The 14,661-nt window shown below is 66.6% G+C and carries 11 protein-coding genes; 2 read left to right on the top strand and 9 right to left on the bottom strand.

All coding sequences use genetic code 11. From position 1 onward, the window contains the following. Positions 1–8 precede the first annotated feature (8 nt). Entirely contained in the window at positions 9–944 is a 936-nt protein-coding gene (locus PQQ53_RS01930) for a GlxA family transcriptional regulator (protein WP_408139839.1), read from the bottom strand. Between the two features lie 177 nt (positions 945–1,121). On the opposite strand from PQQ53_RS01930, the gene PQQ53_RS01925 reads away from it, so the two are divergent. Beyond that, positions 1,122–1,943 (top strand): SDR family NAD(P)-dependent oxidoreductase, encoded by an 822-nt coding sequence (locus PQQ53_RS01925; protein ID WP_408152718.1) that lies wholly within the window; start codon positions 1,122–1,124, stop codon positions 1,941–1,943. A 93-nt stretch (positions 1,944–2,036) separates the two neighbouring features. Here the strand turns inward: PQQ53_RS01925 and PQQ53_RS01920 are convergent, their stop codons facing one another. Beyond that, positions 2,037–2,564: an Lrp/AsnC family transcriptional regulator gene (locus PQQ53_RS01920; protein WP_408139835.1), complete on the bottom strand. Its 528-nt coding sequence runs from the start codon at positions 2,562–2,564 to the stop codon at positions 2,037–2,039. A 152-nt stretch (positions 2,565–2,716) separates the two neighbouring features. On the opposite strand from PQQ53_RS01920, the gene mdeB reads away from it, so the two are divergent. Continuing rightward, positions 2,717–5,452, top strand: a complete 2,736-nt coding sequence (mdeB, locus tag PQQ53_RS01915) for an alpha-ketoglutarate dehydrogenase (RefSeq protein WP_408323180.1) — start codon at positions 2,717–2,719, stop codon at positions 5,450–5,452. A gap of 9 nt (positions 5,453–5,461) precedes the next feature. On the opposite strand, the gene PQQ53_RS01910 is transcribed toward mdeB, so the two are convergent. From PQQ53_RS01910 to PQQ53_RS01880, 7 genes are read right to left on the bottom strand one after another with little or no spacing between them, the layout of a single operon-like run. Further along, positions 5,462–6,571 (bottom strand): diguanylate cyclase, encoded by a 1,110-nt coding sequence (locus PQQ53_RS01910; RefSeq protein WP_408139831.1) that lies wholly within the window; start codon positions 6,569–6,571, stop codon positions 5,462–5,464. 56 nt (positions 6,572–6,627) lie between these two features. Continuing rightward, positions 6,628–7,644 (bottom strand): chemotaxis response regulator protein-glutamate methylesterase, encoded by a 1,017-nt coding sequence (locus tag PQQ53_RS01905; protein ID WP_408139829.1) that lies wholly within the window; start codon positions 7,642–7,644, stop codon positions 6,628–6,630. A 4-nt stretch (positions 7,645–7,648) separates the two neighbouring features. After that, a complete protein-coding gene (locus PQQ53_RS01900) occupies positions 7,649–10,075 on the bottom strand; it encodes a hybrid sensor histidine kinase/response regulator (protein WP_408323179.1) in 2,427 nt (808 codons plus the stop codon). After that, positions 10,072–10,767, bottom strand: coding sequence for a chemotaxis protein CheW (locus tag PQQ53_RS01895; RefSeq protein WP_408139825.1), 696 nt, complete (start codon positions 10,765–10,767; stop codon positions 10,072–10,074). The genes PQQ53_RS01900 and PQQ53_RS01895 overlap by 4 nt, the downstream gene beginning before the upstream one ends. Beyond that, positions 10,760–12,223, bottom strand: coding sequence for a CheR family methyltransferase (locus PQQ53_RS01890; RefSeq protein ID WP_408323178.1), 1,464 nt, complete (start codon positions 12,221–12,223; stop codon positions 10,760–10,762). The genes PQQ53_RS01895 and PQQ53_RS01890 overlap by 8 nt, the downstream gene beginning before the upstream one ends. Continuing rightward, complete coding sequence (locus tag PQQ53_RS01885) at positions 12,220–12,684, bottom strand: chemotaxis protein CheW (protein WP_408139821.1); 465 nt, start codon at positions 12,682–12,684, stop codon at positions 12,220–12,222. Before PQQ53_RS01885 ends, PQQ53_RS01890 begins: the two co-directional genes overlap by 4 nt. A 54-nt stretch (positions 12,685–12,738) precedes the next feature. Continuing rightward, positions 12,739–14,364 (bottom strand): methyl-accepting chemotaxis protein, encoded by a 1,626-nt coding sequence (locus PQQ53_RS01880; protein ID WP_408323177.1) that lies wholly within the window; start codon positions 14,362–14,364, stop codon positions 12,739–12,741. Positions 14,365–14,661: the final 297 nt, after the last annotated feature.

Genomic DNA, 14,661 nt, shown 5'->3' with positions numbered 1-14,661 from the left:
TACATCCGTTACAGCGCACGCGCGGCACGCCTGATCGCCTGCGGCGGCTGGCCGTACGTGCGCAGAAACGCGCGGCGCATCCGCTCGGTGTCAATAAAGCCCGTGTCGGCCGCAACAGCCTCCATCGAATGGCGGCCTGCTTCGAGCATCGCGCGCGCGGCCTCGACGCGCAACGCCTCGATGGCCTTGGCCGGCGACTGCCGGGTTTCGTCGCGAAACGCCCGGCTGAACTGGCGCGGACTCAGATGCGCAATGTCGGCCAGCTGTTCGACCGTCAATGGCTCGTGCAGATGGCTTTTCGCATACGAGAGCGCGTTCTGGATGCGGTCGGATTTCGGCTCGAGCTCCAGCATGGCCGAAAATTGTGACTGCCCGCCGGTGCGCCGGTGATACACCACGAGTTTTTTCGCGATCGCGCGCGACACGTCCACGCCGAGATCGTTTTCGACCAGCGCGAGACACAGGTCGATGCATGCCGTCATGCCCGCCGAAGTCCACACCGATCCGTCGACGATAAAAATGCGGTCGTCGTCGACCCGCGTCGCGGGAAAGCGTTCTTGCAGGGTGCGCGCGTGAACCCAGTGGGTAGTGGCGTGGCGGCCATCGAGAATACCGGCCTCGGCCAGCGCGAAGGCGCCGGTGCAGATGCTGGCGGTGCGCCGCGACGCGACGAGCGCGCGGTTCAGAAACGCCAGCATGCCCGGCGACGACGGCGCGATCTGCATCGCACCGGTGACGATCACGGTGTCGTAGGCGGGGTCGCCGAAGGCTCGCGTGGCGACCTCGACGCCTGACGAGCTGCGCACCATCCCGCCGTGCTCGGAGACGGTCTCCACCTCGTATTCGGGCTGGCCGGCTTCCAGATTCGCCAGTTCAAATATGGCGACCGCAACCATATCGAGGATCTGGAAGCCGGGAAAAACCACCACGCCGATATGCTTCATAGCGATGTCCTGAAACGAGGGAAATACGACATTTGAGACAGAAGACTACGCGCCTAGACTTGTCTCGTCAACAGCGTCATGCCGGCCGAAAGCGGGCGGCGGCGCAGGTTCACAGCTTGTCTCATTCAACGGATAGGGCAGCGGCGCGACGCGCCAGGCCCGCAAGGAGCGCTTCAAATGGCAACGCAAGCAAGCAAAGGCAGCAAAGGGACGGCACTGGTGACGGGCGCGTCGTCGGGCATCGGCGCGGTGTATGCGGATCGCCTTGCGCGGCGCGGCTACGACCTGATCCTCGTCGCACGCGACGGTCAACGGCTGCAGGGCCTGGCCGCGCGTCTGACGCAGGAGACCGGGCGCCATGTGGACGCCGTCAGCGCCGATCTGACCGTGAAGGCCGACATGCGCCGCATCGAGGAGCGGCTGCGCGCGGACCGCGCGATCACGATGCTGGTCAACAACGCGGGGGTCGGCGCGTCGGCCCCGTTGATTGACTCGGACATCGACGAACTCGAAAAGATGATCGACCTGAACGTGACCGCGCTCACGCGCCTGACCGCGGCGGTGGTGCCCGGCTTCGTCGAGCGGGGCAACGGCGTGGTGATCAATATCTCGTCGATCGTGGCCTTGGCGCCGGAGCTTCTGAACGGCACGTACAGCGGCACCAAGGCCTACGTGCTGAACCTGACGCAATCGCTGCATCACGAAGTGGGCGCCAAGGGCGTGCAGTTGCAGGCCGTGTTGCCGGGCGCCACCAGCACGGCATTCTGGGACCACGCAGGGCTGGCCATCGAAAATCTGCCCGCGCAGATCGTGATGACCGCCGAGGACATGGTCGACGCCGCGCTCGCCGGTCTCGACCAAGGCGAACTGGTGACGATCCCGGCGCTGCCGGACGCGGCCGATTGGGATCGGTTGAACAGCGCACGCCAGCAGCTGCAGCCGAATCTATCGCACAAGGTGCCGGCGGAACGTTATACGCGCGCCAAGGCTGCCGCCTGACGGCGACCAGCAAGTTGGCGAGGGGCGGGCGACACGGCCAGCCGGAGCCCGCGGCCCAACGACGGATACGGACTGACGAACGGCCAGCGCGCCTTACCGCCAGTCCGTCGCCACATCGTCGGGATCGGCCAGCGTCAAGCCCGACGACGGCAACGGCAGCGCCGTCTTGTACCGCACCTGTTTGAGCGCAAAGCTCGAGCGGATATTGGAGATGCCCGGAATCTTCGTCAGATGATCGACGATGAAGCGCTCGAGTGTCTGCATATCCGGCATCACCACGCGCAGCAGATAATCGGCGTCGCCGGTCATCAGATAGCACTCCATCACCTCGGGCCGCTCCGAGATCGCCTGCTCGAAGCGCAGCAGCGCGTCTTCCACCTGTTTTTCCAGACTCACCTGAATGAACACGTTGATGCGCAGCCCGAGCGGCTCCGGGTTCAGCAACGTGACCTGTTGCTTGAACAGACCCAGCTTTTCGAGCGCCCGCACGCGATTGAAGCAGGGCGTCGGCGACAGATTCACCGAGCGGGCCAGGTCCGCATTGGTGATGCGCGCATTCTGCTGCAACTGGCTCAGGATGCCGATGTCGATACGGTCGAGCCGTCTGGGTGGTGTGGTCATAGATGAAATATTCCGTGACAGGGGCGAAAACCGGAATAAATAGCCTATCCCAGCGCGGGATCACAAGCAAATGAGATGCTCATTTTGCGGGCACGTAGTTACCATGGACTCACTCGATCCTGAGCCTGACGCGGCGATGCGGGAGTGATGCCATGACGGATTTGTCCAGCGGTAGCGAGCAGTTGCAGTCGATGAACGTGGAGCGTGTCGACACCGACCCGCAGGAAACCGCCGAATGGCTCGACGCGCTCGACGCGGTCGTCACGCATGTCGGCCGCGAGCGGGCGCAGTTTCTGTTCGACCGGCTCGCGAGCCACGCGCTGTCGCTGGGTGTCGAATCGGCGCGCACCAGCGTCACGCCGTACCGGAACACGATCCCGGTCGACCAGCAGCCGCGCTATCCCGGCAACCTCGAACTCGAAGAACGGCTCGCCGGCGCGCTGCGCTGGAACGCGCTCGCGATGGTGGTGCGCGCGAACCAGGCGTATGGCGAACTGGGCGGACATATCGCGAGTTATGCCTCGGCGGCGGATCTGTTCGAAGTCGGCTTCAACCATTTCTTCCGCGCCTGCGCGCCGGACGGCGAGCCGGGCACCGGCGACCTCGTCTACTTCCAGCCGCATTCGTCGCCGGGCGTGTATGCGCGGGCTTACCTCGAAGGTTTCCTGTCCGAGGAGCACCTGCGGCACTACCGCCGCGAGATCGCCGGGCCGGGCTTGTGCTCCTATCCGCATCCGTGGCTGATGCCGGACTTCTGGCAGTTCCCGACCGGCTCGATGGGCATCGGCCCGATCAACGCGATCTACCAGGCGCGCTTCATGCGCTACCTGGCCAATCGCGGCCTCGTGCAAACGGCAGGCCGCAAGGTGTGGGGCTTTTTCGGCGACGGCGAAATGGACGAGCCCGAATCGACCGGCGCGCTGTCGCTCGCCGCACGCGAGGGGCTCGACAACCTGGTGTTCGTGATCAACTGCAATCTGCAGCGGCTGGACGGCCCGGTGCGCAGCAACGGCCGCATCATCGACGAACTGGAAGCGCATTTCGCCGGCGCGGGCTGGAATGTGATCAAGGTGGTGTGGGGCTCGGACTGGGACGCGCTGTTCTCACGCGATCGCAGCGGCGCGTTGCTGCGCGCATTCGCGCACACCGTGGACGGCCAGTTCCAGACCTTCTCGGCGAACGACGGCGCGTACAACCGCGAGCGCTTTTTCGGCCAGAATCCGGAGCTTGCCGCGCTCGCCGCGCAATTGAGCGACGACGACATCGACCGCCTGCGCCGCGGCGGCCACGACGTGCGCAAGCTGCACGCGGCTTACGCGAAAGCGCTGGCGCATCGCGGCCAGCCGACGGTGATCCTCGCGAAGACGATGAAGGGCTTCGGCATGGGCGCCTCGGGCCAGGGCCGCATGACCACGCATCAGCAGAAGAAGCTCGGCTCCGACGACCTCAAGGCGTTTCGCGACCGTTTCCGCCTGCCGCTTAGCAATGAGGACGTCGAGCAACTGAAGTTTTACAAACCAGCGGAAGACAGCCCGGAAATGCAGTACCTGCATGCTCGCCGGGCGGCTCTCGGAGGCTATCTGCCCAGAAGGCGGCGAGCTGCATCGGCGGGGCTGATCGTCCCGCCGGTGTCCTCCTGGGGGCAATTCGCGCTGGATTCGAACGGCCGCGAGATGTCCACGACGATGGCGCTCGTGCGCATGCTGACCGCGCTGCTGAAAGACGCGCAGGTGGGGCCGCGCGTGGTGCCGATCGTCGCCGACGAAGCGCGCACCTTCGGCATGGCGAACATGTTCCGCCAGGTCGGCATCTATTCGCCGCTCGGGCAGTTGTACGAGCCGGAAGACCTCGGCTCGATGCTGTATTACCGCGAGGACACGCAAGGGCAGATTCTCGAGGAAGGTATTTCGGAAGCGGGCGCGGTGTCGTCATGGATCGCGGCGGCGACGTCGTACAGCGTGCACGATCTGCCGATGCTGCCGTTCTACATCTACTACTCGATGTTCGGTTTCCAGCGCATCGGCGACCTGATCTGGGCGGCCGCGGATCAGCGCGCGCGAGGCTTTCTGATCGGCGCGACGTCGGGCAAGACGACGCTCGGCGGCGAGGGCTTGCAGCATCAGGACGGTTCTAGCCACCTCGCGGCATCGACGATTCCGAATTGCCGCGCGTACGATCCCGCGTTCGCTTACGAGCTTGCCGCGATCGTCGACGAAGGCATGCGCGAGATGGTCGAAGCGCAACGCGACGTGTTCTATTACGTCACCGTGATGAATGAAAACTACGCGCAGCCTTCGGTGCCGGGCGGCGATCCGGCCGCGACGCGCGAAGGGATTCTGAAGGGTATCTATCCGCTGGCCGCCGCTCAGGCTCAGCAGGCGCAGCAATCAGCACGGGCGCAGGTGCAGTTGCTCGGCGCGGGTGCGATTCTCGGCGAGGTGATCGCCGCGCAGCAGATGTTGAAGGACGACTGGGAGATCGACGCCGCCGTGTGGAGCGTGACGAGCTTCAGCGAATTGCAGCGCGATGGCATGGCGGCGGAACGGCTCGCGCGTCTGGGCGACACGCCGTACGCGCCCTATGTCACGCAGGCGCTCGCGGCATCGCAAGGCCCGGTTATCGCGGCGACGGACTATGTGCGCGCGGTGCCCGAACTGATTCGCGCGTACGTGCCGCGCCGCTATGTGACGCTCGGCACCGACGGCTTTGGCCGCAGCGACACGCGCCAGGCGTTGCGCGAATTCTTCGAAGTGGATCGCAAGGCTGTCGTGTTGGCCGCGCTGCAGGCACTCGCGGACGATGGCGCAATCGAGGCGCGCGTGCTGGAGGCTGCGCGCAGCAAATATCGTGGTGATGCGCCGGCCGGCGCGGCGCCGTGGCTGTGCTGAGAAGGCCAATCATCCATTCGCCGCCACCTGATTTTTCCCATCCCGCTTGGCACGATACAGGCCGACGTCGGCGGCTTCGATCAGCGTCGTCACCGGCTCGGTGACCGACGGCACGAGCGTCGCCGCGCCGATGCTGATCGTCACGACGCCGCTTGCCGAACCCGCATGCGCGATCGCCAGCGCCTCGATCGCGAGGCGAATTTTTTCGGCGAGCAGACGCAAGCCGCCGGCCGACGTGCCCGGCACCACCACCGCGAACTCTTCGCCGCCAAAGCGCGCCGCGAGATCGGGTGAGCGCCCGAGACACGACTCGACGGTTTGCGCGACGCGCTTGAGCACTTCGTCGCCAGCGACGTGTCCATAGGTGTCGTTGTAGGCCTTGAAGTTATCCACATCGATCATCAGGAAGCCGAGGCCGGTCTTGTCACGCGTACCACGGCGCCATTCCGCGGCCAGATACTGATCGAGGTAGCGGCGGTTCGACAAACCCGTCAGCCCGTCCGAATGCGTGAGCCGCTGCAATTCGAGGTTGGTCGCGAGCAGCTGCTGTTGCGATTGACGCAGCGCCCGGTAAGCCTCGTCGCGTTGCAGCAGATTCAGATACGAGCGCGAGTGATAGCGGATGCGCGCGATCAGCTCGATACGGTCCGGCAGCTTCACCAGATAGTCGTTCGCACCGGCGGCAAAGGCCGCGCTTTTCACGAGCGGCTCTTCCTTGGTCGAGAGCACGATGATCGGAATGTCGCGCGTCGCCGGATTCTGCCGGTATTGCCGTACCAGCGTGAGACCGTCGGTGCCCGGCATCACGAGATCCTGAAGGATCACGGTCGCGCGCGTTTCCTCGGCGCACTGCACCGCGTCTTCGGGCGACGCGCAGTAGTGGAAGTCGACGCTCGCTTCGTCGGCCAGCGCCTGGCGAATCGCCTCGGCGATGATCGCCTGGTCGTCGACCAGCAGCACCATGATCGGGCACTCCGCTGCGGGCGGATTGCTGAGGATGCGCGCCAACGCGTCGTCGATGGCGAGGTTGGGCGCGTCCTCCGCGAGCGCCTGCGTGTTCGCGTCGGGTTCTGCGAGGCCTCGCGCGGCGGCGTTCTGATGCGGTTCGGGAGTGTCCATGATGTTCAGCCAGAATGAATGTCAGTGAATCGGGCTCGTCGGTGGGCAGGGGCGTTCTATCGTGCGCTCGCCGCGGCGGCGAGCGCGGCGGCAATCCGGGGCAGCGGCAGGATCGCGACAGCGGCGCCGAGCGCGGCGGCCGCTTTCGGCATGCCGTACACGGCGCTGGTCGCTTCGTCCTGCGCGATCGTGTGATAGCCCTTCGTGCGCATCGCCTTGAGACCGATCGCGCCGTCGCGACCCATGCCGGTCAGCAGCACGCCGATCGCGCGCGCCGGCCAGCGCGCCACCACGCTGTGAAAAAACACGTCGACGGAAGGGCGATACGGCGTTTCCTCCGGCACGCGCGTGTAGCCGAGCACGTCGGGCAGTTTGAGATGCAGATGATCGTCGGTGCCGGCGAGCAGTGCGAGGCCCGCCTGCGGCCGGTCGCCTTCGCGGGCGATCCGCACCGGCAACGCCGAGTGCTGGTTCAGCCAGTCCGCCATGCCGGCGGCGAACGCCGCATCGACGTGCTGCACGATCACGACCGCCGCGTTGAAATCCTTCGGCAGCCCGGCGAGCAGCGTGGCGAGCGCGGCCGGTCCGCCCGCCGACGCGCCGATCGCCACCAGCGGCGTATCGCGGTTCGTCACGCGTGCGATGCCCGCCGCAGCCGCCGCGCCGGGCGCATGGCGCTCCTTCACGAGCGCGCCGATGCGATCGATCTTCGCGATCAGCGTGGCGATGCTCCGGTGCGCGTCGGGCCCGCTCAGCGACGGCGTATCGACGGCGTCGAGCGCGCCCGCGCCCATCGCTTCGTAGACGCGCCACGCGTTCGCACCCACATCGACGGTGACGATCAGGATCGCGCACGGCGCGCGCGCCATGATGCGGCGCGTGGCCTCGATCCCGTCGACGTTCGGCATCACCAGATCCATGAGCACAATGTCGGGCCGTTGCGCGGCGCAGAAATCGACCGCCTGCTGGCCGTCCTGCGCGACCCACAGCACGTCGTAGTCGTGACGGGCGGCGAGCGCGCGCCGCAGCGCCTCGACGGCGAGCGGCATGTCGTTGACGATTCCGATCTTCATCCGTTTACCCGTAGGCCTCGCCGATCAAATCACGCACCGCGTCGAGCAGTACTTCGTCATGAAAACTGCCTTTCGCCAGATAGTAATCCGCGCCCGCGTCGAGACCCGCGCGGCGATCCTCTTCGCGATCCTTGTACGACACGATCATCACCGGCAGCGCCTGGAGTTGCGGATCGCGTTTGATCAGCGTGACGAGTTCGATTCCGTCCATGCGCGGCATGTCGATGTCGGTGATGACGAGATCGAAGCGTTCGCCGCGCACCGCATTCCAGCCGTCCATCCCGTCGACCGCGATCGTCACGTCGTAACCGCGCGTGGCCAGCAGCTTGCGTTCGAGTTCGCGCACGGTGAGCGAATCGTCGACCACCAGCACACGCCGGACGACGCGCTGCGCCGTCGAAGCGCCGCCATGCTGCGCGTGTCGCAGATCGCCGTCCGCCACGAGCCGCTCGACCGAACGCAACCAGTCGTCGACGTCGGCGATCAGCACGGGGTCGCCATTTTCCATCAGCGCGCCGGCCGTGATGTTGCGAATCTTGCCCAGACGCGGATCGAGCGGCTGCACGACCAGCATCCGCTCGCCGAGAAAACGGTCGACCACCACGCCGTAGGTTTGCGGCCCGTCGCCGATCACCATCATGCAGACAGCGCCGTCTTCATTGGCGGGCGGCGCGGTGTCGAGAATCTGGTGCGCGGTAACGACGCCGATGCGCCGCCCGGAGAACGCGATGTGCTGATGGCCTTCGAGCAGTTCGATGTCCGCGCGGCTCACGTGGAGCGTGCGGTTCACGTGCGCGAGCGGCACCGCGTACGGCTCGCCCGCGACTTCGATCAGCAGGCTGCGGATCACCGACAGCGTGAGCGGCAGTTGCAATTGCACGCGCGTGCCGAGGCCCGGCTCCTGGGTGATGCGCACCGTGCCGCGCACGCGTTTGACGACGTCGTGCACCGCGTCGAGTCCGACGCCGCGGCCCGATACTTCGGTTACCTGATCGCGCAGCGAGAAGCCGGGCAGGAACAGAAATTCCAGCAGCTCGGCTTCCGACAGACGCGCGGCCGTGTCCTCGCTCGCCAGCTTCTTGCGCACGATTGACGCACGCAGCGCGGCGAGGTCGATACCCGCGCCGTCGTCGGACACGGTGATCAGCAACGCGCCGGCCGTGTGACGCGCGTCGAGTGTAAGCGTGCCTTCTTCCGCTTTGCCGCGCGCGAGCCGCACGGCGGGTGCTTCGATGCCGTGGTCGAGCGCGTTACGCAGCATGTGGCCGAGCGGCGCTTCGAGCAGATCGAGAATGTCGCGGTCCACCTGGGTCGATTCGCCGACCAGTTGCCAGCGCACTTTCTTGCCGAGCGAGCGCGCGACATCGCGCACCATGCGCGCGAGTCCGCCGGTGCCGTCGCCGAACGGGCGCATCCGGCATTGCAGCGCGGCGTCGTAAAGCTGTTGCGACAGGTGCGTCGAGCGGCGATCGAAGCTTTCCAGATCGGCGAGACGTTCGGCCAGCAGATGCTGCGATTCGGCGGTGAGGCGTCGCAGTTCTTCGAGCGCCGCGTGCGCGCGCGGATCGAGTTTCAGATCGGCGAGCGTTTCGTGCAGCTGATCGAGTGCGCGGGTGCTGTCGCGCTGCACGCGCTTGACTCGCAGCATCGATTGCGCGAAGGGTTTCAGCCAGCGCGATTCGACCAGCGATTCGCCCGACAGCGACAGTAGCCGGTCGAGGTTGTCGGCGCGCACGCGCAGCATGCGGCCGGGGTCGTTAGTGGTGCTGCTTGCGCTGCTTGCGCTGCTTGCGCCGGCCGGTGCGGCAGGTGTATCGGTCGCAGTGCTCGCGGGTGTGGCGGGCACGACCGGGGCCGTGGCTTGCGCGCGCAGCGCGTCGGCCAGCAGGTTGAACGTGGCATCGTCATCGGCGTCGGCATTGGCGGACGTATCGGCCCGGGCCCCTGGCGGTTCAATGACCGCGCGAGGCGCGGGCGCGGAAACCGCTGACCCTGCGGCAACCGATGGCACCCCCTCGCGCCGCAGCGGAGCCCTATGCGGCGCCACCCTCGCCATCCGCGCCTGCAACGCAGCCACACATGCGCCGACCGCATCGCGCGCCGATTCGTCTTCATCATTGCCGATGCGCGCGACGATATCGACGCCACGCAGCAACTCGTCGATCCACGCGGCGTCGAGCAGCGCACGGCCTTCCTGCGCGGCGACGAAGCAATCCTCCATCGCATGCGCGAGTTCGACGCCGACTTGCACGCCGACGATGCGCGCCGCACCTTTCAACGAATGCGCGGCGCGCATGCAAGCTTCGAGTGCGGCGGCGTCGTTGGGTGCGCGGTCGAGCACGAGCAGGCCGTCGTTGAGCACGCGCGCCTGGGTCCGCGCTTCCTCGCGGAAGAGATCGATCAACGACGGGCGGCGCGGGTCGTCGGTCATCCGAGGCTCCGGTTCAGCGTGTCGAATAACGCGTCGGCGTCGAGCAGGCCCACGCTCATGCCGCGCCACGGCGCGACCGCGCGCGTATGCGCGGCGGCCGCTTGCGACAGCGTCGCGGGCGGCGGACAGAAAGTGGACGGCGCGAGCCAATGCACGCCGTCGACCTGATCGACGGGAAACACCGCGTGCTCTTCGGCGCGCGAGACCACCAGCAGGCGCGGCAGATCGTGGCGCGACGGCTGGCCGTCACGCGTAGCGATAGCGGTGGTGGTGTCGGCTTCGAAACCGAGCAGATGCGTCAGCGCCAGGCACACCAGCAATTCGCCCTGCACATTGACCACGCCGAGCACCGCGCGATGTTGCCGGTGCGGCAACGTGTGAATTGGCCGCGTCTGCACGATGCGCTTGAAGATCGGCGTGGGCAGCGCGAGCCATTCGCCGCCGATTCGGAACACGAGGAACGATTCGTTCGTCCCCCGCGCGTCGTGCCGCGGTTGTGCGGCCGTGCGGATGTCATGGCGTGACAGATCCACGCGTGGAATCGGCTGATCGAGCAGTTTGGCGGCGGCTGCTTCGAACACGGGACAATTCAGGCAGCGCACGTAGTCGGCCAGCCGCTCGCACGACGAATCGCCGCGCACGCCGATACGGTTCCAGCAATCGTCGAAGCCCACCCTGCGATCGTCAGTCACGTGGTGCTCCCTGTGCGCGCGCCGCGCGTTCCATCAGGCGGCGCGCGCCGTCACGATCGCCTTCGAGTTCGAGCAGCGCCGCCAGATGCGCCAGCGCTTCCGCGTGCTGCGGCTCGAGATAGAGCGCCTTGCGATACTGGCCGCGCGCGAGGTGAGTGTCGCCGTTGGCGTCGGCCAGCACGCCGAGCAGATAGAACGCGTCGGCGTGCGGCGCGTGCTGCTCCAGGTACGTGTTGATCGCGGCGGCGGCTTCCGTCAGACGCCCGGCGTCGGCGAGTGCGTGCGCGGCCTGGAGTGTGTCGCGTGCGGCGATGGTCGGCGCATTCAGCGGCGATGCGTTGGTCTGCGGCGATGGCGAGTTATGCGCGGGCACGGCGGGAATCGGCGGCGTGCCACGATGCCGCGCGATGCCGTTGTTGAACAAACCGGACGGCGCCGCACCCTCGAGCGAGGCGCTTCGCGTCACCTCATCGAGCGCTGCGCGCGCGACCGGATCGGGCCACGCAAAAGGCTCGGCAGCGAATGCCAGCGCAGGCGCGAGCGCCGGCACCGGCGAATGCGTCATCGCGAGCGCGGCGGCGCCGGCGAGCGGCGCGGTATGCCAGCCGTTCCACGGCGCGTCGGCGGGCGCGGGGCGCCGGAACGCGAACGCCAACGGAATCCTCGCGGACTGCATGCCGTGACGCATCAGCAGCCCGGTTTCCGCCGGACCGACGAACAGCGTGCCGTTCTCGGCCAGCACGCTATTGAGCGCGTGCAACGCAGTCTGCTGCGTTTCACGGTCGAAGTAGATCAGCACGTTGCGGCAGAACACGAAGTCGTAGACGCCGAGCGCCGCCGCGTCGAGCTGCATCAGGTTGGCGCGCGAGAAGCGCACCGTGTCGACGATGCGCGGCGCGAGGCGCCAGCCGTCTTCGGTGCGGGTGAAATGCGCGTCGCGAAACCCAAACGCGTTGCCGCGAAACGAGTTGCGGCCGTAGAGCGCGCGCTGCGCGAGCGCGAGCGAACGTTCGCTGATATCCATTGCGTCGACGCGAAAGCGCGCGGCGTCCATGCCCGCGTCGAGCAGGCTCATCGCGATCGTGTACGGCTCTTCTCCGCTCGAGCAGGGCAGGCTCAGGATGCGCAGCGGCAGTCCCGCCGCGCGCTCGTGAAGACGCTCGTGCGCAAGCCGCACGAGCGCGTTGAACGCGTCGGCGTCGCGATAGAACCAGGTCTCCGGCACCACCACGGTTTCGATCAGCGCCTGCACCATCGCCGGCGATGCTTGTGCCGCGTCCCAGTAGTCGGCGAGCGTGGCCCCGGCAGGACCCTCCGCGCGCCATGCGGCGGCGCGCTGGTCGACCGCGCGCTCGATGGCGTGATGACCGAGCGAGGCGGCATCGAGCCCCATGGTTCGATGCAGCAGTTCGGCGAAGCGTCGATAGAGCGGCGCGTTGTCGTAGTGCGCGTTCATGCGTGCGCCTCGGGAAACAGCAGCGCCTTGACGTCGTCGGGCAGCAGATGTTCGATGCGCACCCACTGCACGAAGCCGCCCGCGTCGCTCGCGACCGGGCCGAGATAGCGCGCGTGCGGCACGTCGATGCCGGTCTCGTGGAACGCTTCGGCATCCAGACGAAGCGTGCGGGTCGCGCCTTCGAGCAGCAGCGCGAGCAGCCGCACGGCGCCCGCCTGCGGATAGCGCACCAGCACGACGCGCGTCGACATCAGCTGCGCGGCCGGACGGCCGAGCGCCAGTGCAGGCAGATCGATCACCGGCAGCGGCGCGCCTTCGTGATCGAGCACGCCCGCCACCCACGACGGCGCGCCGGGAATCGCCTTCGGCGGCGACTGCGGCGCGAGCGGCATCAAACGCTCCACCTGCGTCGCGTCGATCACATAGCGTTCGCTATCGAGCGTGAAGAGGATGAAGAGCATCGGCGTGTGAGCGGTGATGAAGCGGGCGCTGGCGGGTTCGCCTTGCGGCGCGCGTCAGGCCACCACCTTGAAGCGCGACACGCCGGTGCGCAGACTGTTGGCGACGTGCGTCAGATCGTCGATCGCCTGAGTCGACTGGCGCAGCGATTCCGCCGTCTGCTGCGCGGCCTCCGACAACTGCGTCAGCGCCTGGGTGATCTGCTCGGCGCCGGTCGCCTGGGTCTGCATCCCGTCGTTGACCATCGAGAAGCGCGGCGCGAGCTGCTGCACCTGCTGGATGATCTGCGTGAGATGGCCGCCGACGTTCTGCACGTCGAGCATGCCGCGTCGCACTTCCTCGGAGAACTTGTCCATGCCCATCACACCCGCGGCCACCGCCGACTGGATCTCCTTGACCATCTGTTCGATGTCGTAGGTCGCGACGGCGGTCTGGTCGGCGAGGCGGCGGATCTCGGTCGCCACGACGGCGAAGCCGCGGCCATATTCGCCCGCTTTTTCCGCTTCGATCGCCGCGTTCAGCGAGAGCAGGTTGGTCTGGTCCGCGACCTTCGTGATGGTGGCGACCACCTGGTTGATGTTGCCGGCCTTCTCATTGAGGATCGCGAGCTTCGCGTTGACCGAGCCGGCCGCTTCCATCACGAGGCGCATGGTCTCTTCCATGCGCGCGAGGCCGGCGTGCCCGGTGCCCGCGAGCGCCGCCGACTGGCCCGCGACCTCCGACACTTCGTTCATGGTGTGCAGCAGGTCGCGCGAGGTCGCGAAGATTTCACGCGAAGTCGCGCCGATCTCGGTCGTGGTGGCGGCGGTTTCGTTCGCGGTGGCTTGCTGTTCGCGCGAGGTCGCGGCGATTTCCGTCACCGACGTGGTGACCTGCATCGCCGATTTCTGCGCCTGGCCGACCAGCGCGGTGAGTTCGTCGGTCATCCGGTTGAAGCCGGCTTCGAGCGCGCCGATCTCGTCCGCGCGATTCAGATGCAGACGTTGCGTCAGGTCGCCCGTGCGCATCACGTCGACCACCTGCAGCACCTTGGCCATCGGCGTGGTCACCGCGCGCAGCAGCCAGTAACCGGCCAGCACGGCGGCAATCGCGGCGAGCAGCAGCATCACGAGCAACACGATGCGGGTGGTCTCGACCGAGTTGCGGATGCTGTCCGTGGCCTGGTCGGAGTAGCTCTTGTTGTCTTCAACCAGCTTGCGCACCGACAACCGGCCGGTTTCCCAGATCGGCGTGAGCTGCGTGTTGAAGATGCGTGCGGCGTTGTCCTTCGAAGCAGGCAGGTTGTTGAGCAACGCTGTCTGGATCGGCAGGTACTGCGCGTGCTGCTGGCGGAAATGGTTGAACAGGTCCCGGTCGGTCTGGCGGGCGATGGTCGAGCTGTAGTCGTCGATCAGCTTCTGGAGCGTCTGCTGGGTTTCCTGCAAACGCGTGGCGTCGCGCTTGACTGCGTCGGGGTCCGCGTCGACGTAGATCAGACGCTGCGTCACCGAGTAGTTCTCGAACCAGGCCGCGCGCATCGCGGTCGCGTAGTAGAGGCCGGGCATCGAGTCCTGCTGCTGACCCTTCGCGTCGCGGTCGATCGCGCCAAGCTGCTGGAAAGTGACGATTGCCATTGCCAGCATCACGATCAGCACGATCCCGAAGCTGCACAGAATCCGTTGACGGATGGTCCATTGTTTCACGCGCACGCCCCTTACTTTTTGGCTTTGTCCCGATCCCGGCTGGCTGATGCCGGTCTGTCCCAGGATCGACGGATCAGAAAGCTTTGCGGGTCGTCGGATTGGTGGATTTGTCCGACGGCTTAAGCGGCGGATTCTACATTGATCGGGAGATTGTTTCGCAATTGACAATTGGCGGGGCAGACGGCGGTCGACGCTCGCGCGAGGGCGGTTGTAACGTAATGTTTCGTTACCACTTGCAGCATCTATTTCTATGCACTCCCTTCACAATCCTTTCCATGCCTGAATGGCGGGAGCTGA

The sequence above is a fragment of the Paraburkholderia strydomiana genome (assembly GCF_046030495.1).
GTDB lineage: Bacteria > Pseudomonadota > Gammaproteobacteria > Burkholderiales > Burkholderiaceae > Paraburkholderia > Paraburkholderia strydomiana_A.
Note: the sequence above shows the minus strand (reverse complement) of the source record. Positions and strands in the feature narration are given on the sequence as shown.

Bases quoted from the DNA above. Each gene is read 5' to 3' on its own strand.
- PQQ53_RS01930 (WP_408139839.1), bottom strand. From the start codon at position 944: ATGAAGCATATCGGCGTGGTGGTTTTTCCCGGCTTCCAGATCCTCGAT.
- PQQ53_RS01925 (WP_408152718.1), top strand. From the start codon at position 1,122: ATGGCAACGCAAGCAAGCAAAGGCAGCAAAGGGACGGCACTGGTGACG.
- PQQ53_RS01920 (WP_408139835.1), bottom strand. From the start codon at position 2,564: ATGACCACACCACCCAGACGGCTCGACCGTATCGACATCGGCATCCTG.
- mdeB (WP_408323180.1), top strand. From the start codon at position 2,717: ATGACGGATTTGTCCAGCGGTAGCGAGCAGTTGCAGTCGATGAACGTG.
- PQQ53_RS01910 (WP_408139831.1), bottom strand. From the start codon at position 6,571: ATGGACACTCCCGAACCGCATCAGAACGCCGCCGCGCGAGGCCTCGCA.
- PQQ53_RS01905 (WP_408139829.1), bottom strand. From the start codon at position 7,644: ATGAAGATCGGAATCGTCAACGACATGCCGCTCGCCGTCGAGGCGCTG.
- PQQ53_RS01900 (WP_408323179.1), bottom strand. From the start codon at position 10,075: ATGACCGACGACCCGCGCCGCCCGTCGTTGATCGATCTCTTCCGCGAG.
- PQQ53_RS01890 (WP_408323178.1), bottom strand. From the start codon at position 12,223: ATGAACGCGCACTACGACAACGCGCCGCTCTATCGACGCTTCGCCGAA.
- PQQ53_RS01885 (WP_408139821.1), bottom strand. From the start codon at position 12,684: ATGCTCTTCATCCTCTTCACGCTCGATAGCGAACGCTATGTGATCGAC.